19 protein-coding genes and 4 pseudogenes are annotated in these 19,554 nt (G+C 69.7%); 10 read left to right on the top strand and 13 right to left on the bottom strand.

The window, feature by feature from the left end; all coding sequences use genetic code 11:
* The first annotated feature begins 8 nt into the window (after positions 1–8).
* From OHA19_RS35010 to OHA19_RS34990, 5 genes are all read left to right on the top strand, one after another.
* Entirely contained in the window at positions 9–755 is a 747-nt protein-coding gene (locus OHA19_RS35010; RefSeq protein WP_405709892.1) for an SDR family NAD(P)-dependent oxidoreductase, read from the top strand.
* Positions 756–804: 49 nt separating this feature from the next.
* Positions 805–1,446, top strand: coding sequence for a GntR family transcriptional regulator (locus OHA19_RS35005; protein ID WP_405709895.1), 642 nt, complete (start codon positions 805–807; stop codon positions 1,444–1,446).
* Between the two features lie 151 nt (positions 1,447–1,597).
* Entirely contained in the window at positions 1,598–2,815 is a 1,218-nt protein-coding gene (locus OHA19_RS35000; RefSeq protein WP_405709898.1) for a DUF4032 domain-containing protein, read from the top strand.
* Between the two features lie 69 nt (positions 2,816–2,884).
* A complete protein-coding gene (locus OHA19_RS34995) occupies positions 2,885–3,604 on the top strand; it encodes a lysophospholipid acyltransferase family protein (protein WP_405709900.1) in 720 nt (239 codons plus the stop codon).
* A 64-nt stretch (positions 3,605–3,668) separates the two neighbouring features.
* Entirely contained in the window at positions 3,669–4,718 is a 1,050-nt protein-coding gene (locus OHA19_RS34990) for an NAD-dependent epimerase/dehydratase family protein (RefSeq protein ID WP_405709903.1), read from the top strand.
* A 15-nt stretch (positions 4,719–4,733) separates the two neighbouring features.
* On the opposite strand, the gene OHA19_RS34985 is transcribed toward OHA19_RS34990, so the two are convergent.
* From OHA19_RS34985 to OHA19_RS34950, 8 genes and pseudogenes are all read right to left on the bottom strand, one after another.
* Complete coding sequence (locus OHA19_RS34985) at positions 4,734–5,501, bottom strand: urease accessory protein UreD (protein WP_405753353.1); 768 nt, start codon at positions 5,499–5,501, stop codon at positions 4,734–4,736.
* The gene (ureG, locus tag OHA19_RS34980) at positions 5,498–6,175 is read right to left on the bottom strand and encodes an urease accessory protein UreG (protein WP_405709906.1); all 678 of its coding nucleotides are present in this window, start codon (positions 6,173–6,175) and stop codon (positions 5,498–5,500) included. The genes OHA19_RS34985 and ureG overlap by 4 nt, the downstream gene beginning before the upstream one ends.
* A 26-nt stretch (positions 6,176–6,201) precedes the next feature.
* The gene (locus OHA19_RS34975; RefSeq protein ID WP_405709909.1) at positions 6,202–6,864 is read right to left on the bottom strand and encodes an urease accessory protein UreF; all 663 of its coding nucleotides are present in this window, start codon (positions 6,862–6,864) and stop codon (positions 6,202–6,204) included.
* A 34-nt stretch (positions 6,865–6,898) separates the two neighbouring features.
* Entirely contained in the window at positions 6,899–8,620 is a 1,722-nt protein-coding gene (locus OHA19_RS34970; protein WP_405709912.1) for an urease subunit alpha, read from the bottom strand.
* Complete coding sequence (locus tag OHA19_RS34965; protein WP_405709915.1) at positions 8,613–8,924, bottom strand: urease subunit beta; 312 nt, start codon at positions 8,922–8,924, stop codon at positions 8,613–8,615. Before OHA19_RS34965 ends, OHA19_RS34970 begins: the two co-directional genes overlap by 8 nt.
* 15 nt (positions 8,925–8,939) lie before the next feature.
* Positions 8,940–9,242 (bottom strand): urease subunit gamma, encoded by a 303-nt coding sequence (locus OHA19_RS34960; protein WP_405709917.1) that lies wholly within the window; start codon positions 9,240–9,242, stop codon positions 8,940–8,942.
* Positions 9,243–9,899: 657 nt separating this feature from the next.
* Positions 9,900–10,184 carry a type II toxin-antitoxin system Phd/YefM family antitoxin gene (locus OHA19_RS34955; protein ID WP_405709920.1) on the bottom strand — a complete coding sequence of 95 codons (285 nt, stop codon included), beginning with the start codon at positions 10,182–10,184 and terminating at the stop codon, positions 9,900–9,902.
* A gap of 807 nt (positions 10,185–10,991) precedes the next feature.
* A pseudogene (locus tag OHA19_RS34950) lies at positions 10,992–11,695 on the bottom strand (DUF5655 domain-containing protein).
* Between the two features lie 356 nt (positions 11,696–12,051).
* Between OHA19_RS34950 and OHA19_RS34945 the strand changes: the two are divergent.
* Positions 12,052–13,395, top strand: coding sequence for an endonuclease domain-containing protein (locus tag OHA19_RS34945; protein WP_405709923.1), 1,344 nt, complete (start codon positions 12,052–12,054; stop codon positions 13,393–13,395).
* A 387-nt stretch (positions 13,396–13,782) separates the two neighbouring features.
* On the opposite strand, the gene OHA19_RS34940 is transcribed toward OHA19_RS34945, so the two are convergent.
* The 3 genes and pseudogenes from OHA19_RS34940 to OHA19_RS34930 form a co-directional block, all read right to left on the bottom strand.
* Positions 13,783–14,379, bottom strand: coding sequence for a hypothetical protein (locus OHA19_RS34940; protein ID WP_405709926.1), 597 nt, complete (start codon positions 14,377–14,379; stop codon positions 13,783–13,785).
* Positions 14,380–14,392: 13 nt separating this feature from the next.
* Positions 14,393–14,635, bottom strand: a pseudogene (locus tag OHA19_RS34935) (polymorphic toxin type 28 domain-containing protein); the annotation flags it as partial.
* A gap of 6 nt (positions 14,636–14,641) precedes the next feature.
* Positions 14,642–14,809 (bottom strand): annotated as a pseudogene (locus tag OHA19_RS34930) (DNA topoisomerase IB); the annotation flags it as partial.
* A 247-nt stretch (positions 14,810–15,056) separates the two neighbouring features.
* Between OHA19_RS34930 and OHA19_RS34925 the strand changes: the two are divergent.
* Both OHA19_RS34925 and OHA19_RS34920 read left to right on the top strand, forming a co-directional pair.
* Entirely contained in the window at positions 15,057–15,299 is a 243-nt protein-coding gene (locus OHA19_RS34925) for a hypothetical protein (protein ID WP_405709928.1), read from the top strand.
* Positions 15,300–15,527: 228 nt separating this feature from the next.
* Positions 15,528–15,755 carry a hypothetical protein gene (locus OHA19_RS34920; RefSeq protein WP_405709931.1) on the top strand — a complete coding sequence of 76 codons (228 nt, stop codon included), beginning with the start codon at positions 15,528–15,530 and terminating at the stop codon, positions 15,753–15,755.
* 271 nt (positions 15,756–16,026) lie between these two features.
* Here OHA19_RS34920 and OHA19_RS34915 read toward each other — a convergent pair whose 3' ends face one another.
* The gene (locus OHA19_RS34915) at positions 16,027–17,115 is read right to left on the bottom strand and encodes a glutamate--cysteine ligase (RefSeq protein WP_405709934.1); all 1,089 of its coding nucleotides are present in this window, start codon (positions 17,113–17,115) and stop codon (positions 16,027–16,029) included.
* Between the two features lie 800 nt (positions 17,116–17,915).
* Between OHA19_RS34915 and OHA19_RS34910 the strand changes: the two genes are divergently transcribed.
* On the top strand, positions 17,916–18,218 hold the full coding sequence (locus OHA19_RS34910; RefSeq protein WP_405709937.1) for a DUF6766 family protein: 303 nt from the start codon (positions 17,916–17,918) through the stop codon (positions 18,216–18,218).
* Here OHA19_RS34910 and OHA19_RS34905 read toward each other — a convergent pair.
* Positions 18,205–18,511 (bottom strand): annotated as a pseudogene (locus OHA19_RS34905) (IS701 family transposase); the annotation flags it as partial. The gene OHA19_RS34910 and the pseudogene OHA19_RS34905 sit on opposite strands and share 14 nt — an antisense overlap.
* Before the next feature lie 878 nt (positions 18,512–19,389).
* Between OHA19_RS34905 and OHA19_RS34900 the strand changes: the two are divergent.
* Positions 19,390–19,545 carry a DUF6131 family protein gene (locus OHA19_RS34900; RefSeq protein WP_405709940.1) on the top strand — a complete coding sequence of 52 codons (156 nt, stop codon included), beginning with the start codon at positions 19,390–19,392 and terminating at the stop codon, positions 19,543–19,545.
* Positions 19,546–19,554 lie beyond the last annotated feature (9 nt).

Raw genomic sequence — 19,554 nt, 5'->3', positions numbered from 1 at the left:
AGCCCAGGATGATCTCCCTCGACGGCAAGCGCGCGATCGTCACCGGCGGTGGAGCCGGCATCGGCCGCGCCACCGCCCAGGTCCTCGCCGAGCTCGGCGCCCGCGTGGTGATCGCCGACATCGACACGGAGGGCGGCGAGCACACCGCGAAGGACGCCGGAGGAACCTTCGTACGCTGCGACGTGTCGCGGCGCGAGGACTGCGAGGCCGTCGTGCACACGGCGCAGGAGCGGTTCGGCGGCGTGGACGTCCTCTTCAACAACGCCGGCATCATCCGCCGCTCCACGGTCTGCGAGATCACCGAGGACGACTGGGATCTCGTGATGGCCGTGAACATCCGCTCGGTGATGCTGATGAGCCGCCTGGTGATCCCGGGGATGGCGGCCCGGGGCGGCGGCTCCATCGTCAACACCGGCTCCGGATGGGGCATCCGGGGCGGCGGCCGGGCCGTCTCGTACTGCGCGTCGAAGGGTGCCGTCGTCAACATGACCCGCGCCATGGCCATCGACCACGGCCCCGACAACATCCGCGTCAACTGCGTCTGCCCCGGTGACACGGCGACCGGGATGCTCGCCGAGGAGGCCCGCCAGCTCGGCGAGAGCTCCGAAGCGTTCTACGCCGACGCCGCCGACCGGCCGCTCGGGCGCATCGGGCAGCCCCGCGACATCGCGCAGACCATGGCGTTCCTCGCCTCCGACGCCTCGGCGTTCCTGAGCGGGGCGGTCATCCCCGTCGACGGCGCCGGTACCGCGTGACCCGCCGGTAGCGGATAATCGACCGGACCGAAGGGGAGGGCAGCCTCACATGCCAATCGAAAACCGCCCGTTGCGCGAACAGGTCAAGGAGGAACTGATCAAGCGCCTCGGGCGCGGCACGATCGCGACCAACTCGCCGATCAACGAGGGGCAGCTCGCCACCGAGCTCGGCGTCAGCCGTACTCCGCTGCGCGAGGCCCTGATCACGCTGGAGCGTGAGGGCGTCATCACCAGCGAGCGCGGCAAGGGCTTCCGCTTCACGCCGCTCAGCGCGCAGGAGTTCCGCGATCTGTCCGCGATCGTCGCGACGCTGGAGGCGCTCGCGCTGGAGTCCAGCGATCCCGAGCACCTGGCGGCGACGGCCCCCCGCCTCCTGGAGGAGGCGCGCGCGTTCTCGGCCCCGCAGGCGCCGCACGACGTCATAGAGCGCTACGACGACGCGTGGCACGACCTGTTGCTGTCCGGCTGCACCAACGACCGCCTGATGACGCTGATCACCTCCCTGAAGGTGACGATGCACCGCTACGAGCGGGTGGCCCTGGGCGACCAGGACATCCTGGAACGTTCCGCGGAGGAGCACGAGCGGATCGCCGAGTGCCTCCAGCGCGGTGACCTGGACGCGGCCGTCGCGGCGCTCAAGGAGAACTGGAACAGCGGGATGCACCGGATCCTGGAGCATCTGAAGGACTGACCCCCGGTCGGCGGGACCCCGACCGGGGCGGCGCGGGCGGTGGTGCGGGCCGGGGCACCGGGTCTTGACCCGCACGGCTGCTGCGGGGTCCCCTCGGCGTTGAGCGGAAGCCATCCGCCGACCCGACGCGCGACCCTGGGACCGTGACCGCATGACTCTGCAGATCAGCGCCACCAACCCCGAGCACCCTGCCCTGCTGCTCGAACTGCCCTGGCACATCCCTCTGGAGCAGTGGCCCGACGAGTACCTCGTGCCGCTCCCCCGCGGTATCTCCCGGCACGTCGTGCGCTATGCGCGAGCGGGCCAGGAGACCGTGGCCGTGAAGGAACTCGCCGAGCGGCCGGCGCTGCGCGAGTACGAACTCCTGCGTACGCTCGACCGGCTCGGGATACCCGCCGTCGACCCGCTGGCCGTGGTGACCGGCCGGACCGAGGCCGACGGCTCGCCCCTGGAACCCGTCCTGATCACCCGCCACCTGGGCGGTTCACTGCCCTACCGGTCGATGTTCGAGACGACCATGCGCCCCGGCACGGTGCACCGCCTCATGGACGCCCTCGCCGTCCTGCTCGTTCGGCTCCATCTGACGGGTTTCGCCTGGGGGGACTGCTCGCTGTCCAACACCCTGTTCCGGCGGGACGCGGGCGCGTTCGCCGCCTACCTCGTGGACGCCGAGACCGGTGAGCTGCACCCCCGGCTCAGCGACGGGCAGCGCGGGTACGACATCGAACTCGCCCGGGTCAACATCAGCGGCGAGATGCTCGATCTGGAGGCGGCGGGCGCACTGCACCCGTCCATCGACCCGATCGCGTTCGGCCTGGAGATCGAGGAGCGCTACCAGGCGCTGTGGACGGAGCTGACGCGTACCTCCGTCTACCCGGCGGGCAAGCACCACCACATGGAGCGCCGCATCCGCCGCCTCAACGACCTGGGCTTCGATGTCGCCGAGATGCAGATATCGCACTCGGACCAAGGGGACACCGTCACGTTCGTGCCCAAGGTCGTGGACGCCGGCCATCATCAGCGTCAACTCCTGCGGCTCACCGGGATGGACACGGAGGAGAACCAGGCACGCCGGCTCCTGACCGACCTGGAGAGCTGGATGGCCACCCAGGACGACTACGCGCCCGGCGACCGGCACGGCGCCCGGACCGAGGTGCTGGCCCACCGCTGGGTCCGGGAGGTCTTCCGGCCCACCGTGCGCGCGGCGCGCGGCCATGCGCCCGCCCGGATGGACGCGGCCGAGCTCTACCACGAACTCCTCGAACACCGCTGGTACCTCTCCGAGCAGGCCCAGCACGACATCGGACTCGACGCGGCGGTCCAGGACTACGTCAGGAAGACGGTTACGGAGGACGACAGCTGCACATAGGCTGCCCACCTTGAGATGTGCGCTGGCGAGCCAGGCATGATCCGGACGAGAGGCATGAGGAGCCGCCCCGTGTTCTACCAGGTGCTCAAATACGTCATCATCGGGCCGCTCCTGCGATTGTTCTTCCGCCCGAGGATCGAGGGCCTGGAGCACATCCCCCAGGACGGCGCGGCGATCGTCGCCGGGAACCATCTGTCGTTCTCGGACCACTTCCTGATGCCCGCGATCCTCAAACGGCGCATCACATTCCTCGCCAAGGCCGAGTACTTCACCGGGCCGGGGGTGAAGGGGCGGCTGACCGCAGCCTTCTTCCGGGGCATCGGACAGATCCCGGTGGACCGTTCCGGCAAGGAGGCGGGACAGGCGGCGATCCGGGAAGGGCTCGGGGTGCTGAGCCGGGGCGAGCTCCTGGGGATCTACCCGGAAGGCACCCGCTCGCACGACGGCCGGCTCTACAAGGGCAAGGTGGGCGTGGCCGTCATGGCCATCAAGGCGCAGGTGCCCGTGGTGCCGTGCGCGATGGTGGGCACGTTCGAGATCCAGCCTCCGGGACAGACCGTCCCGCGCATCAAGCGCGTCACCATCCGCTTCGGCGAACCGCTGGACTTCTCCCGCTACGCGGGCCTGGAGAACCAGAAGGCCGCGGTCCGTGCCGTCACCGACGAGATCATGTACGCGATCCTGGGACTCTCGGGTCAGGAGTACGTGGACGAGTACGCGGTCAAGGTGAAGGCCGCGCAGGCCGAACAGGCGGGGCAGTCGAAGAAGTTCCCGAAACTGCGACGCTGACGGCGGATCCGCGCTCGGTGAACGTGGCCCGGCCGGGCGGCCGCCCGGTCCTAGCGTGGCTCTCATGAGCAAAGGACACGCATGGGTGCTGGGAGCGACGGGACAGATCGGGCGAGTGGCGGTGCGGTCGCTCGTCGAGGACGGCTGGGAGGTGACGGCCGCCTCGCTCGGCGGCGGCCGGGATCCGCGGTGGGACGCGGCGGTGCGCACAACCGCACTGGACCGGGACGCCGACGGGGCTCTCGCGGCGGCGCTGGGTGACGGCTGCGACGTACTGGTCGACATGGTGGCGTACGACGCGGGACACGCCCGTCAGCTGACCGGCCTCGCGGACCGCATCGGCTCCGCGGTGGTCGTCTCCAGCGGTGCGGTGTACGAGGACGACCGGGGCCGCAGCTTCGACACGCAGGGCGAGCCCGACGGGGCCCCGCGGTATCCGCTGCCGATCCCGGAGTCGCAACGCACCCTGCCGGCCGGCGAGGCGACGTACGGGACGCGGAAGATACAGCTGGAACGGGATCTGCTGGCGGCCGGGGACGCGCTGCCGGTGACGCTGCTGCGGGCCGGGGCGATCCACGGGAAGTACTGCCGCTCGCCGCGTGAGCTGTATTTCGTGAAGCGGCTCCTGGACGGCCGCGACCGGCGGGTGCTCGCGTTCGGTGGGGAGTCCCGCTTCCACCCGGTCCATGCTTCCAACCTGGCCGAGCTGATCCGGCTCGCCGCCCTGCGGCCCGGTTCGCGAGTGCTGAACGCCGGGGATCCGCAGGCGCCGACGGTCGCGGAGATCGGCGAGGCCGTCGACGCGGTGCTCGGCCGCACGACCGGGACCGTGCTGATGGCGGGCCCGCCCGGGGAGGACGGTGTCGGCTCGACACCCTGGAGCGGTGCCCATCCCATCGTGTACGACATGACGGCCGCCGAGCGTGAGCTCGGGTACCGGCCGGTCACCGGCTATGTGGAGTCGCTTCCGGAGACGGTGGAATGGATCGCGGCGCGACTGGCGGGCCGGGACTGGACGGAGGCATACCCCGCCATGCTGCGGGCGTACGGGAAGAAGCTCTTCGACTACGCGGCCGAGGACGCCTGGCTGGCGTCGTACGACCGGAGGGGGTGACCGGGGGTCTCGGCCTCACCCCGCGGGGGCGTGGAGCAGATCGTTCAGCGCGTCGTCCAGAACTCCGCGCAACAGGCGAGCATCGGTGGCGACGGCGGTGACCAGTACGGCCGGGCCGGCGAGCGGGGTGAGGACCGCGGTGTCCCCCAGCAGTCGCGCATCGGGGCACTTCTCCTCGAACGCCGGCTCCACGAAGAGGAGTTGACCGAAGGCCCGGTGGCCGCCCAGGACCGCGGCGCCGTCCCAGCCACCGGGGGCGCCGGGCCCGTACGCCGTCTGCTGGTCGATCAGCGGCCGCCCGGCGCGGTGCACGGTGAGGCGGCTGACGAGGGTGCCGGTGGTCTCGGCGTGGCGGCCGAGGATCTGTTCCTCCCGCAGCACCAGCCGTGCGGTGGGAGCGAGCCGTACTCGGGTGGTCATGTGCAGGACGCTGCCGTGGGCCGAGACGAGCTGTCCGGGCAGCCAGCGCAGCTCGGCTCGCTCCCCCACGCTCAACTCGACGTCGTACGTGGCCGGTTCGTCTCCCGTTCCCGGGAGGGAAACGGTCGCCGCCGCGGAGTCGACGGCGAGCCGGGCGCCTTCTTCGGCCCGCGCCCCGATGGTGAGCCGGTCCCCGCCGAGCGGTGCGCTCATGGCGCCGACGACGGTGACCCGGGCGCCGGCCGCGGTCGTGTCGCGGGTGCGGCGCAGGGCGAGCGGTCCGTCGCCCTCCAGCACGGGCAGCGAGGTGACGCCCCGGCCGTCGAGCGCGGCGGTGATCCGGGCGGTGGCCCGGATGCTCACGCGGTCCACGCGGCGAGCTGCCCGCGCACCCAGTCGGCGACGGGCCCGACACCCGCCTCGGAGGTGAGCGAGGTGAGGACCACGGGGAGCGGTCCGCGCTGCTGGGCGGCGTCGTCGGCCATCCGGCCGAGATCGGAGCCGACGTGCGGGGCGAGGTCGGTCTTGTTGATGACGAGCAGGTCGGAGGTGGTGACGCCGGGGCCGCCCTTGCGCGGGATGTCGTCGCCGCCCGCCACGTCGATGACGAAGATCTGCGCGTCGACGAGCCCCTTGGAGAAGGTCGCGGTGAGGTTGTCGCCACCGGATTCGACCAGGATCAGATCGAGCGGTCCGACGGTGTCCTCCAGGTCTTCGACGGCTTCGAGGTTGGCGGAGATGTCGTCCCGGATCGCGGTGTGCGGGCAGGCGCCGGTCTCCACGGCCTGGATGCGCTCGGGCGGCAGTACGGCGTGACGCAGCAGGAAGGCGGCGTCCTCGCGGGTGTAGATGTCGTTGGTGACCACCGCGATGGACAGCTGGTCGCGCAGGGACCGGCAGAGGGCGGCGACCGTCGCGGTCTTGCCCGAGCCGACCGGTCCGCCGAGTCCGATGCGCAGGGCGCGCCGGGTGCCGTCCGGACGGGTGGCATCGGCGCTCACGGAGGCGGGGCCGTGCTGGGTGTGGTCGAGGTGCATGGGTGCGGCTCCTGGTTCCTGCGGGGTCATGAGGCGAACAGACGGACCGGCCGGGCCGCGTGCACCTCGGCGGCGATGTCGAGGAGCGGGGCCGAGGCGGCAGGCAGCGCGTCGATGGTTCCGTGCGCCGCGGCGGCGGCCTGTGCGGCGATCCGGTCCAGTTCGGGTGTGAGTCGGGCGAGGACGGCGGTGGCCTCGAAGGGGTCGAGGGAGAGCAGGCGGACGACGGCGGTGGCCGGGCCGCCCACGGTTTCGTACGCCACGCAGTGCGCGGCGTCCTCGGGCCCGAGCCCAGCCGAGCGTGCGGTGAGGCCGAGGACGACGGGCTGGTGGGCGCCGCGTGGCCGGGCCGTGGCGAGCGCGGCGAGTTCGGGGCCGGGCCAGGTGGCGCGGGCCGCCCGCATCAGCTGACGGCCGAGCCTGCGGGCGACGGCCCGCAGGGCGGGTGACGGGGTGCGGGCGTCGGCGGCCTCGTCGAGCGCGAGCGGATCGTGGCCGTGAGCGGCCGCCGCGGCCAGTGCGGCGGCGGTGAGGCCGGTGGTGTGCAGGCGGCCCCGGCAGAATTCGGCGAGGTCCTCGGCGTCGCGGATCCGTCCCGACTGCACGGCCTGTTCGGCTCCGCCGGAGTGGGCGTGGCCACCGGCGGGAAACCGGCCGTCGGCGAGGACGAGCAGCGCGGCACGGCTCACCGTACGGCCCGTCCCGATCGTCCTGTGCGCCGCATCAGAAGAGGAAATATCGCTGGGCCATGGGAAGTTCGGCGGCCGGTGCCGGCTCGACCGGTTCGCCGTCGATCGTCACGTCGAAGCTGTCGGGATCGACCCGGACCTGCGGAGTCGCGTCGTTCTCCCGCATGTCCGCCTTGGTGACGCCGCGCGTACTGCCGATCGGCACGAAGCGCTTGCCGAGGCCGAGGCGTTCGGGCAGCCCGTCCCCGATGGCCGCATCGGCCACGAAGTTGAGGGAGTTGTCCGCCGGTGAGCGGCCCGTCGCACCGAACATCGGTCGGGGCAGCACCGGTTGCGGGGTCGGGATCGAGGCGTTGGCATCGCCCATCTGCGCGTACGCGATCTGGCCGCCCTTGATCACGGTCTGCGGCTTGACGCCGAAGAACGCCGGCTCCCACAGCACCAGGTCGGCGAGCTTGCCCGGCTCCACCGAGCCGATCTCCCGGTCGAGCCCTTGGGCGACCGCCGGGTTGATGGTGTATTTGGCGACATAGCGACGCACCCGCCGGTTGTCGGCCCGTCCGTCACCGGGCAGTGCTCCACGGCGCTTCTTCATCACATGGGCGGTCTGCCAGGTACGCAGGACGACCTCGCCGATGCGGCCCATCGCCTGGGAGTCGGACGAGATGATCGAGATGGCCCCGAGGTCGTGCAGGATGTCCTCGGCCGCGATGGTGGACGGCCGTATCCGGGACTCCGCGAAGGCCAGGTCCTCCGGCACGGCCGGGTTGAGGTGGTGGCAGACCATCAGCATGTCGAGGTGTTCCTCGATGGTGTTGACGGTGTGCGGCCGGGTGGGATTGGTTGAGCTGGGCAGGACGCAGGGCTCCGAGACGACGCCGATGATGTCCGGTGCGTGCCCGCCGCCGGCGCCTTCGGTGTGGTACGCGTGGACGGTGCGACCGGCGATGGCGGCGAGGGTGTCGGCGACGAATCCTGCCTCGTTGAGGGTGTCGGTGTGGATGGCGAGCTGGGCGCCGGTCTCCTCGCAGACACTCAGGCAGGCGTCGATGACGGCGGGGGTGGCACCCCAGTCCTCGTGGATCTTGAATCCGAGTGCACCGGCCCGCAGTTGGGAGTGCATGGCCTCGCGCGACATGGTGTTGCCCTTGCCGAGCAGACCGATGTTGACGGGGTACGCGTCCAGCGCCCCGAACATCCGGGCGAGATGCCATGGCCCCGGGGTGATGGTGGTGGCCCTGGTGCCTTCGGCCGGTCCGGTGCCGCCGCCGACCAGGGTGGTGATCCCGGAGGAGAGTGCCTGGTCGATCAGGGTCGGCGAGATGAAGTGGACATGGGCGTCGATGGCCCCGGCGGTGAGGAACTTCCCGTTGCCCGCGATGATCTCGGTCTCGGGGCCGATGACCAGGTCGGGGTGGACGCCGTCCATGGTGTCGGGGTTGCCGGCCTTGCCGATCCCGGTGATGCGGCCGTCGCGGATGCCGATGTCCGCCTTGACGACGCCCCAGTGGTCGATGATCACGGCCCCGGTGATGACGGTGTCCGGGGCTCCCTCGGCGCGGGTGGTGCGGGCCTGGCCCATCGATTCGCGCAATACCTTGCCGCCGCCGAACACGGCCTCGTCGCCGGCGAGTCCGGGGCCGCCCGAGCGGTCCTCCTCGATCTCGACGAGCAGATCGGTGTCGGCCAGCCGGATGCGGTCGCCGGTCGTGGGGCCGAACAGGTCGGCGTGCACGGCGCGGTCGAGTTCAGCCATCGAGGGCACCTCCGGTCTCGCCGCGCAGGCCGGGGACGATGCGCCGTCCGGCGAGCGGGACGAGTTCGACGTCGACCGGGATGCCGGGTTCGAAGCGCGCGGCGGTCCCGGCGGGGATGTTCAGCCGCAGTCCGCGGGCGGCCGGACGGTCGAACTCCAGGCCGGGGTTGACCTCGGCGAAGTGGTAGTGCGAGCCGACCTGGACGGGCCGGTCGGCGGCGTTGAGCACGGTGAGGCGGGTGACGGGGCGCCCCTCGTTGAACGGCACGGGCCCGTCCGCGTACAGGATCTCTCCAGGAATCATCGGTGGCGCCTCCGGTCAGACGATCGGCTCGTGGACGGTGACGAGTTTGGTGCCGTCCGGGAAGGTGGCCTCGACCTGGACGTCGTGGATCATCTCGGGCACCCCGTCCATGACGCCGTCGCGGCCGAGCACCGTACGGCCCGACGCCATCAGCTCGGAGACCGTACGGCCGTCGCGGGCCCCCTCCAGCAGATGCACGGTGATCAGCGCGATCGCCTCGGGGTGGTTGAGCCGCAGCCCGCGCGCCCGGCGCTGCCGAGCCACATCGGCGGCGACATGGATGAGCAGGCGTTCCTGTTCGTGCGGGGTCAGTCGCATGGCTCCACCTCACGGTCCGGTGCCCAGTACCGTCCCTGGGCACGGCGAGGCATCGGCCGTGTCCGGCACGGCCGATGGACGGCGGACCGCCGACTCGCACGAGACGGTGCACGTTAGGACCGGATTTTTTCCGGCGCGTTAAATCCGGCGCGACATTTCCGGCACGTCGATTCCGGCGCGTAAATTCCCGTGCGCCGGCCGGTCTTCGGCAGGTCCATGGACATCAGGCCACGCAGCCCGTTCGCCGGCGCCTCGGATTCGGCGCCGCCGAAGATCGCCGGCTGGGCGAGGAAGCCCTGCGCGGTCGCCGGCGTGCCTTCGGGCTCGGCGGTCTCACTGCTGCGGCTGCGCCGCGGCCGGGCCGTGCTGCCCCTGATCGGCGTGGCCGCAGCCGCCGGACTCGGCGCTACGGCACTGACCGCCGACCGGCTCGGCGCGCGATCACCGGCGACCGGTGGGCGGAGGCCGGGACACCGGGACTCACCGTGCCGGCCGTCGGCGGGACGGTCGCGGGGTTCACGCTCGGTCGCGTTCTTCGACGGCGGCGACGCGGGCGGCCCACTGCTCGCCCTCACACCCGCCCGCACACGCCGTGTACCCCCGTCGCGCCGGACGGGGGTACACGGCTCTTCCGCTTCGCGGACCGCCGGGTGGAGCTCAGCTGCCCGGCTCGCCGTGCTGCCGGTGCTCCGCCGCGATACCGAATCGCCGCCGTTCGCCGGGAGCGGACACCGAGGAGCCGAGCGAGGAGACCGAGCTGATCACCTGCTCCTCGACGGCCGCCTCGCCCTTCTCCAGTCGCTCCAGGTCAGCGGCCGAGACGAGCGCCACCAGCGGCTTGCCGTGCCGCGTCACGACCACGCGCTCGCCGCCGTAGACGACACGGTTGATCAGTTCGGCGAGCTCAGCTCGGGCTTGCGTCACCGGAATCTCATAGGCCATGCTCCCTAGCCTATGTAATGTCCACCTGGTCCGCTGTGGTCCGTGGCGACAGCGATTGTCCAGGTCAGAGGCTCTCGTGTGCTCCCGTGCGCTCTCGTCTGTGAGAGATGTGTGAGACGAGGTGAGACGGAGAGTTTCCTGGTCGCCCTGAATCCTGGCGGGTCTCAGCGGGGATCGACGCCTCACATGACGCGATCGGGCCGGTGCAGCCAGACGTCCTGGCCGTGAGATCTCCCGGCCAGCCCGAAGGCGTCGGCGGGCGGCTCACCGAGACCGACATACCGCGCGCACAGCCTCGGTCTGGTCCCACAAGCAGCGCGGGCCCGCGCCCGCCGCCGTCGCCGCGTGTGCCCTGTTCTCCCGAAGCTGCCGCGAAGCGGCAAGTAACTCTCTGCTTCCTCACCCGGTATCCGGCGACGACGCCCCAGACATCTACTCCAACGGCCGCCACACACTCCGGTTGGCCCCCCGGCTCGGCCTCGTCCGCGAACGAGCCGGGCGATAAAAGGATCCTGGCGGGGCCGAATGACTGAAGCAGCGGGATAGCGCGGCGATGGGGAGCCGACCGACCCCGGCAAAACACAGCTCTATCGCGCCGGTACGACGCTTCTCATTGGCAGACCGTTGCGCCGAGCGGGGGTCGCGTCAAAGCTGGGCAACATAGCGCCGGATCGCCGGTTGGCCAAACCGGCGATCGCGCCCATCATTGATGGTCCACCGCCACGAATTGCCCGTACGTCGAAAGGCACCACCCGGACGACCACAGACCAAACGCGAGACGCTCGTGGCCAAGAAGCCGTCAGGCGATCATGCCGCCGCGTAGGTCGCGCGAGACAGATCCTGCGCTCGCTCCACGTCCTTCGACGTGCGGAGCTGGACCTCCAGGTCGCCCGTTCCGTGGTGGCCGCGCCCAGACACATCCTGGGTGAACCCCGGGAGGAGGTCGGCGTGCTTCGGGTCGACCAGGAGCTTGCTTCGCTGCGGCGGACAGACGCAGGCGAAGTTCCGCAACCTCTGGAAGGCCGTGTACTGCTTGCGCTCGACCCGGTTCACCCCGTCTCCGAGACCGAGCAGCGCCTCGTCGACCGCATTGGCCAACTCCACCATCAACGTGACCTGGACGTCGGCTGCCGCCCGCGCGACGGCCTGCCGGCGCGCCCGACGGACTACCTGCATGGCGCCGCTCACGGACGCCACGGTCTCAAGCCCGATCATGTCGCTGCCGAAGAGTCGGTAGCGGACCAGATCGATCGACCTCCGGTGCTCACGCACGGCGTGTACGTCTAGCGAGTGAAGTCACCGGCGATGCACATCAGGCGCGGTCAGCTCCACAGCAGCTGAGATGCGGCCGGAGCCCCGAGCCGGTCACGCACCAGGCGCTCAAACTCGGCCCGGTGGTCCATCAGCCACGAGAGATAGAACAGGCCCTGGTTGATGACACCGGAATCGATGCCCCGCTTGTATTCGATATTACCGACCGCAGGAGCTCGGACACCGGCTCTGAACTGCAACTTCTCATAGACTACATGTCTGACGGGGAGTTGGGGGCATTGCTGTAACTCGTCCGAGCGGTCTCGGTGTTGGTGGTGGTCCTGCGGGTCTCCTGCAGTGTCCTTCGAGGATCTGCCGATGACGCCGACCTGCCGCTTCGGCTCGCCGTGGGACTCTGTTGCTCAATTCGTCCGGGCTCGGGGACCGCTGATGCGCGAGGGCGACTTGCCCGGTTCTTGACGTTCTGGTGGTAACGCTGCGGGCACGGGGGGTGCTGATGAACCAGACGCTCAGGAATATGGAGCTGCGGACGGCGGCCCGGCTGACCGAGGCGCTTGGGATCCGTTGCCGCGTTGCAGGCCGTTAGTCTGTCGGTATGTCAGAGCGTGTCATGCCCGGTCGCACGGACGGCCTGATCACCCTGGTTGCCGCGGACGCTCTGTGGGTCGATTTGACGGCCGACAGTGCTGTGCCGACGGCTTCTGGGGCATTCACCTGCTCTCCTGCGCGTGCCCAGGTGAGGTATGTCCTGCTCGGCGGCAATGTGGTGGCGAGGGTGAGGGCGGGCAACGGTCAGTGGAGTGTTCCGGAGGTTGGGGTGCGCCGGGCGGCCGCGGAACTGAACGCGGTCGGGATGGATCGGCAGGACCTGGTCCGCATCGGTCCGTTTCGTGGGGCGCCAAGGCAGGAGTGCAACGAGGAAACGCCGCTGCGTTGGCGCCAGCGCATCACGGGGGAACTGCAGGAGCTGGGCGGCCTCGAGCGGGCAGCACGACGTGAAGCCGACCGGCCGCACCATCTGGCGGGGATCGACTGGCGACAGATGCTCGTGGAGCAGACCCGCGACGGGACGCGGCGCACGTGGTGGCTGCCGCGCGCTGTGGTCAGGCTGCTGGACGCGGCCGAGCACGCCGAAACGCAGTGGGTGCAAGCCGCGCAGACCCGCCAGGCAAGCGCAGCCGTCACCGAGCCGCCCTCCCACCCCCGGCAGGCCCGAGACGCCGACGGTCAGCAGACGACGAGCCCCGAGAGCCCCACCGCCTCACTGCGCCCGTACAACAAAGAGCTGGAAGGCCAGCTGTACTCGGTGCTCAGCAGGAAGCCCGGTACCTCCCGCAGGGTGGCTGGGTGGGCGTGCGCCGTCTGCCGCACTGCGCCCGCCACCGTGCTCGACCACTGCCACGAACACGGCTACGTCCGCGCCCCCGTCTGCCAGTCCTGCAACACACAGGAACGCCCCGACCACCTGTACAGCAACGACATCCGCGTGGCGAGCCGCTACACACGCCTCTTCCACACCGACACCGACGACTGGCTCCGCCACTGGCACCGCTGCCCCGGCTGCCGCACACGCACCACCCTGCCCCTGCCGCACCTCGCCGCATGGACCGCCCACATAGCCTGCCGATCGCTGCGCCCTACCCACCGCGCACCCCGCGGGCGCAAGCCCTGCGGTGTCCTGCGCGTGTCCTGGACGGGCAGTCAGAACGCGCCCCGTTCCTGCCTGCTCAGTGTCACCGTCGACTTCTGCCCCTCCGGCGAGCACCGTGTCCTGGCGCGAGTCCCCTACCGCGAAGCCGCCGAGCGGTTTCGCGCCTGGTTGGCCGAGACGGCCCCCGCCGTGGCCGCCGCGGCCGTTCCTGACCGCCTGGACGGCCTCCCTACCCAGTTCCGGCCAGTCATCGCGGACACCAGCGGTGAGGACCTAGAACTGTTCTGAGCAGGCACCGGGAGGCCTGGACACCCCACCGCCACCTCGCAGCTGCCGGCTCCCGACACGGTCACCCCACACGCCCCGGCGAAAAGCGCCGCCCTGATCAACGCCGTCGGCGCAGGCCACCCACTTGATCTCTACTCCCCGGTCTAACAAACCACCGCTAGGTGAGCAGGGACGGCCGCCCACCATAGTGCAGACCTCTGCCCTGCCGTTGTCGTGCCCGACCCGCGCAAATAGGGCAGGGGTCTGCACCGTGGGATGGTCGGGTGACGATCTTGCCGCCCGAGCCGGGGATCATGTATGCGCATCGCCTGCTGCGGCAGGTCTTCGAGGCTCAGCAGGCCCCGGCGGGACGTCGTCCTGCCGGGGCCTGCTCGGCTGTCAGCGGGTTCAGGGCTGACGCGCCGCCTCGTGCAGTCGGTCACGTGCGGCCCTCAGCAAGCCCTGCGACCACTCCGCACGCGTGACTCCCTCGGGCAGTCTGGTCAACTCGGCGTGGCTGGCGCCCAGCGCGCGGGCGATCGCCTCCACCGCGAAACCCTGCACAATATCGTCGTTGTACTCACCGCGGCCTTCCTCGGCGAGCTTCAGCAGGACGCGGAGGAGTTCGGCGTCGAACCCGTCGTGCAGGATCCACCCAGCCCCCGAGACCGCGGCCATGAACACGTCGTCATCCAGGTCCCACTCGGGGGATCCCAGCAACTCGAGGATCTGCTTCCGGTACTTCGCTCCCACTCTCCAGTGCGCCGTGAGCACCTGCACGGCGAGCGCCGAGACCTCGGAATCCTCGGGGTAGATCAGATACGTGGCGATCAGCGGCTCGTATGCCGGGCCGCCCGCACGGGCCACCGCGTACAGCCGCTGGTAGAGCTCCCGGCCGGCCCGGCACTCGGTGACGGCTTGGGCGATCTGCTTCACCTCCTGCGGCGGGATGGTGCCGTCCTTCGCCCGTGCGATCAGCTGCTGCGCATATGCATCGTGCGCCACTATCGCGCTCCACTCACTTGATTCTGGGGACGAACTGCTCGGAGAAGTCCAGCATTCTGCTGGCCCGCCCCAGGTAGGCGACGAGAAGGTCTCGCATGGCGGCACTCGTCCCCGGATGGGCCAGCTTCCTGTTGATGGCTGCGATTTGATTGAGTAGGCCACCCTGGGCGTTGCGAACCTCGTCGACATGATCCCAGGGGACACCGCTCGCCTTCCGCTTAACCACCTCTCCCTTCAATTCCCGTGACGCCCCAGTGAGGTCCTTCTCAACGGCTCCCTGAGTGGCCGGCCCGCCGAGGACTGCGCCGTCGCCGAGCCGGCTGCGGGCGGCGGCAACCGTACGGCCCTCCGCGAAGAGTTCGATGACCCGCGGGTCGATGCACGAGGCCCGGCATACCGCGGGCGTGTTACCGAGGTACTCGCTGACCTTGTCGCCTCGTTGCCGACGTGGAAGAAGCCAGGTCGCAGATCGCTCGGCGCAATGTGTCGCGGGCATTTCGAGGGAGCGCGACCGTCCTGAGGTGGCCAGGGGAGTGATTTCGCCAGCAGGTCGGGGAGCAATGGCACGCGGTGACGGAGGATCGGTGCGCTCTTTCGCTAGTGTCCAGGGGGCGCCGCGCCTTCACGGGCCTGCAGGTGCCACGCTCATCGATTCCGGCAGCAAGGGGTGCTCCTCCATGGCCGTGTGCGAGGTCTGCCACAACGACTACGAGATGGCGTTCGAGGTACGTACCGCAGAAGGGGTGGTCCACGTCTTCGACAGCATCGAATGCGCAGCCCAGAAGATCGCCCCGACTTGTGTCAATTGCCTGTGCCGCATCCTCGGCCACGGTATGCAAGCCGACGGACAGTTCTTCTGCTGCGCACACTGTGCGCGTGAGAAGGGCTTGTCCCGGTCCCAGCTGGTGGATCACGCCTGACCCTCCCGGCCCGGCCGCTGGATCGGACTGCAGTGCCCGCCCTCCTCTCCATGGCTGCTGCTACTCGGTCGATCAGTCGGCAGTAGCGCTTTGAGGAGGCCGCCGACGGCCGGATCTTGGTCCCTGCAGAGCCTGCCGCCGGCTTCGCTCGTTCCCCGCCACACTGCTCAGCACAGCGGACACGGAACTCGGGGTGCTATGAGCAGCACCTCGTCGCACTCTGGAGAGATGAAGGCCCCGATAGTCGTCCACGGCCTCTCGCGTTCCGGCGGACGGAGAGTCGCCATCAAGGGAAAGGTCGTCGGGCTCGCCCGTAATGACAGCGACCTCGTCGAATTCCTGAGGCGTGCCGGGCTCGACGACGCCTGGGAACTCGTCGACGACCCCCACTGGATCGAATGGCGAGACGGACGGGCGCACTGCTACGAAGCAGCGCGGAAGCGCAGCGCGTCCTGAGCGAGCGCGGATCGTCATGGTGGGCCTGCTGCGGATCGCTCTGATGCTCGCGACTCCGCGCAGTCTGCCGGTGACGAGACGGTGCTCCTGCGGTCCCGGTCCGGGCGGACCTGACCGCCGCCTGCCCGGAACTCGCGGTACTCGGTTCCGTGCTCGGCCGCCCCGCGGGGCCACAACCTGATTTCCCTTGTCTCAGCCTCTCCCCCCAGCTGCTGATTCTCGGCAAACATGCAGGCCACCCGATGAGGGCGCGGGGCGGACTCCTCAACGGTCAACCACGTGTCCTGGACACGCACTCGGCCACTGCGTCACGAAGACTTCCGGTGCGAGCGAGCAGTTCCCGTTGGGTCTGCGCCCCGGTCCCCCGCTCCAGTACGTCCATGAGCGCCTTCTCGGCCGAGGCAAAGTCGTGACTGTCCTCCAGCGCACTCCGAACGTGCGCGAGCAGGGCCCCGACGACATCCGCCGCGGGCTCGGGGCGCATGGTGCGGGGGTGGAGCAGTTGCCCCTCCAGCCCAGATCGGCCGGCCTGCCAGGCAGCCATGCGCAGGACACCCACTCCCGCCGGGTCCGGCGGATCGCCGGCACGCCACTCGCGCGCCGCGGTCTCGACGAGACCTCGGACGAGCGTGGCAAGCAGCACGGTGTCGGCCGGGTCCAGGCACACGTCCGCCACTCTGATCTCGACCGTGGGGTACCGGTGCGAAAGCCGCGCGTCGAAATAGATCATTCCTTCGTCACGTAGGACTCCCGTGTCGATGAGTGCCTGGACCTGTTCGTGGTAGCGCTCTGCAGAACCGAAGATCTCGACCGGCCCTGCGGAGGGCCAGCGTCCCCAGACCCTGCTCCGATAACTGCTGTACTTCGTATCGCGGCCTTGCCAGAACGGCGAGTTGGCACTCAGCGCCAGCAGGACCGGCAACCAGGTTCGCACCCGGTCCAACACAGCGACGCCCTCCTCGTCAGAGGCCACGGAAACGTGTACGTGGCATCCACACGTCAGCTGTTCCTGTGTGGTCTGGCCGAACCTGTCAGCCAGCCAGCTGTACCGCTCCCCCTCGCCGATCGAGGGGCTGACCGGCAGGGGAGCCGTCGCGAGGGCCACCACAGCTCCCCCGGTCCGGGCGGCACTCTCCGCGGCCTCGGCTCGCCGACAGCGGATTTCGTCCGCGAGTTCACGCATCTCACTGCACGGTTCAGTAGCGAATTCCAGTTGCTGATGATGAAGCTCCGGCTCGAGAGCCGAGTCTCCCTCCGAGCGGCGTTCCGCGACGGCCAGCACGGCCGTCGAAAGCGCCCGGGGCTCACCGCTCTGTGTGTCGACGAGCAGCAGTTCCTCCTCCACACCAACAGTCCGCACGGATACATTGTCCCAGCAGCGGCCCTCTGGCGCTTGTCATGGGTCATCGTTGGCATCACCCTCCCGCGACCGAATGAGCACGATCGCGAACTGCGTGCCATCGGAGTGTGTTCTGCCGACTTGCATTCGACCCGTGGCCCACGCTGGGCAGGTAACCGACATCATGGGTGTCCGGTTGCAGACCGGAACAGGCCAGGAAGCAATGGCTAGCGCAGAAGAGACAGTCGTAGGAGCTGGGCACACAGGCATGCACTCGCCGACGCCCTGCACCCCATGACGGAGCACCGGAACCGGGGGCGGCACTTGCCAGGCGCCGCCGCACGGTATGCGGGGCTGCTGGTCGTTCCCATTCTCGGTCTGGGACTCGTCGCGTGCGGCGGTTCCGGCGAGCCCGCGCTTAGGACGCGTCCGCTGCCGCGACGGAATTCGAGCGGGCCATCGGCACCGGTGATGCGGCAGCCACGTGCGGCTCTGGCGCCGGAGAGCCGCAACGAAGTGGCGGAGTCCGGAAAGTCGGCATGCGCCAACGCAATTTCGGAGGTAGAGCTCACCCCAGGGGGCCCGCCCGTACGGTCGATGTCTACGGTCGGCACGCGCGGGTCGTCCTTACCTCGGACTGTTCCTCTCGCAGTTCGCCGGCGGCTGGAAGATCGTCGCCGCCGGGTGCCGGCCCCGGACCGGCCACCCCTATCAATGCTTGATCAAGGGCGGGTGAGACGTGTGCGGGCCATATTCATGCTGCTGCTGGGCTCGGTACTGGCGGGACTCGCCTATTTCATCGCGATCGGGTTGATGCACCGGTGAGGCCACATGGGATTGCAGGTCAGGGAGGCAGCCGGCTGGGTCGTTTCCTGCGTGACAACGGGCTGAGCCTGGGCTTCGGCACCGCCTTCGTGCTCGCCCTCGCAGGGCAGGCCGTTGCCGGGCACGCGGAGTTCAACGAGCAACTCGCAACCGACAGTTGCGCGCGCATCGGGTTCGGCGCCTATCTGATGACTTCGGACTTCCCCGTCGATGTGACGGAGAACTGGCAGTCGGAATACCTGCAGTTCTTCCTCTACATCTTCGCGACGGTCTGGCTCCTGCATCTCAGGGCATGCTGACGCTGGTTGAGTTCGAGTCTGGGGCGGGGCAGGAGAGTGTCCAGGAGCCGTCGGATTTCCGCCACGGTGCGGGAGACGAGGCTGGTCGGTTCGTTTCTGCAGTTTCCCGATGGGCGGCTTGGGCGGCCAGGGCGGTGAGGAAGGCGTGGGCGAGCATGGCCAGGGTGATGTGCCGGTACCAGCCCGGATAGCGGCGAACCTCGTACTCGTCCAGGCCACTCGTTCTTTGCGGCCTGGAAGCATTCCTCGACCGCCCACCGACTGCCGGTGATCCGGGCGAGTTCGTCGATCTCGATGCCGACGGGTGCGTGGGCGAGGTAGTAGGCCGGGCCAGGCGTAGAGACTGGGCCAAGCGCGGTCAGGGCGACGACCGACAGGCGAGGTGCAGGGTGATCCGGCGCTGTCCTCGCCTGCGCGAGCCCCTCACTTGGCAAGTGCCGCGTGGCGTGGCAGATCTCCTCGGTCTGCCGGTGCAAGCGAGCCATGGCCCAGCTCACGCGTCTGTACCTGCCACGCGATGGGCCTGACTTGTCGTATGTGGCGTAAGGAGCCGGCACACGAGCGGAGCCAACACATCGCGCCCAGGGATTTGCGGCCTTCTCCTCGGCATCACCGAGGCTCGGACCGCACTCCACAAGCGCAGAACCGCCCACGGGTGACGCCACACGGATTCGCGCGTTGGAACTCCCGTGACCACGACGACGACACCCTCCGCCCCAGTCACTGGCCGCCGCGGAATGATGCCGCGGGCCACTGGTGAGCCGATCTTCACGGCGCTGGCCGCTCACTGGGCGGCGAAGGGGCGTGTCGTGCCCGGTCAGACGGACCGGGAGTGGGCCATGCTGACGGGCAGTTGCTTGTGGCCCAGCCGATAGAGACCAGCGTGTGGCCGGGGGCCTTCGCCCCCGGCCTCCGCAGCACGCTGCACCGCCCGGCAGCCTCGACGGCCTGCCGGGCCAACGAGGCTGCCGGACCGGCCAAGGGGTCGGGGCCCCTCCGGTACCTCCAACGCCGTCGTAGCACCTGCAAGGTGACCAACTCGGTGATCAGCTTGTCGGCTGCCGCCTCGTTGCCGTCTGCACGTGCCAACCGCCGTCCATGCCCGGCAGTTGCCGTGGCGGCTCAGTGGAGCCAGAGTGAAGGAAGAGCACACACGAGATCGGAGCGTGTCGTGATCATTCTCGGAGTCATCCTGCTTGTCGTCGGTTTCGTGACCGGCGTTTCCATCCTGTGGACGATCGGGATCATTCTCGCCGTGGTGGGTCTGATCCTGTGGATCCTGGGCGGGATGGGACACGCGGTCGCCGGGCGAAGGCACTACTGGTAGGGCAACCCG

Origin of the sequence: Streptomyces sp. NBC_00012, assembly GCF_045040875.1 — a bacterium.
In the GTDB taxonomy this organism is placed as follows: Bacteria; Actinomycetota; Actinomycetes; order Streptomycetales; family Streptomycetaceae; genus Streptomyces.
The sequence above is the reverse complement of the archived record's forward strand: the minus strand, read 5'-3'. Positions and strand labels throughout refer to the sequence as shown.

What these genes read in the sequence shown, in the direction of transcription:
- OHA19_RS34920 (WP_405709931.1), top strand. Translation starts at nt 15,528, where the DNA reads ATGAAGGCCCCGATAGTCGTCCACGGCCTCTCGCGTTCCGGCGGACGG.
- OHA19_RS35005 (WP_405709895.1), top strand. Translation starts at nt 805, where the DNA reads ATGCCAATCGAAAACCGCCCGTTGCGCGAACAGGTCAAGGAGGAACTG.
- OHA19_RS35000 (WP_405709898.1), top strand. Translation starts at nt 1,598, where the DNA reads ATGACTCTGCAGATCAGCGCCACCAACCCCGAGCACCCTGCCCTGCTG.
- OHA19_RS34960 (WP_405709917.1), bottom strand. Translation starts at nt 9,242, where the DNA reads ATGCGACTGACCCCGCACGAACAGGAACGCCTGCTCATCCATGTCGCC.
- OHA19_RS34945 (WP_405709923.1), top strand. Translation starts at nt 12,052, where the DNA reads ATGTCAGAGCGTGTCATGCCCGGTCGCACGGACGGCCTGATCACCCTG.
- OHA19_RS34955 (WP_405709920.1), bottom strand. Translation starts at nt 10,184, where the DNA reads ATGGCCTATGAGATTCCGGTGACGCAAGCCCGAGCTGAGCTCGCCGAA.
- ureG (WP_405709906.1), bottom strand. Translation starts at nt 6,175, where the DNA reads ATGCACCTCGACCACACCCAGCACGGCCCCGCCTCCGTGAGCGCCGAT.
- OHA19_RS35010 (WP_405709892.1), top strand. Translation starts at nt 9, where the DNA reads ATGATCTCCCTCGACGGCAAGCGCGCGATCGTCACCGGCGGTGGAGCC.
- OHA19_RS34925 (WP_405709928.1), top strand. Translation starts at nt 15,057, where the DNA reads ATGGCCGTGTGCGAGGTCTGCCACAACGACTACGAGATGGCGTTCGAG.
- OHA19_RS34990 (WP_405709903.1), top strand. Translation starts at nt 3,669, where the DNA reads ATGAGCAAAGGACACGCATGGGTGCTGGGAGCGACGGGACAGATCGGG.
- OHA19_RS34965 (WP_405709915.1), bottom strand. Translation starts at nt 8,924, where the DNA reads ATGATTCCTGGAGAGATCCTGTACGCGGACGGGCCCGTGCCGTTCAAC.
- OHA19_RS34970 (WP_405709912.1), bottom strand. Translation starts at nt 8,620, where the DNA reads ATGGCTGAACTCGACCGCGCCGTGCACGCCGACCTGTTCGGCCCCACG.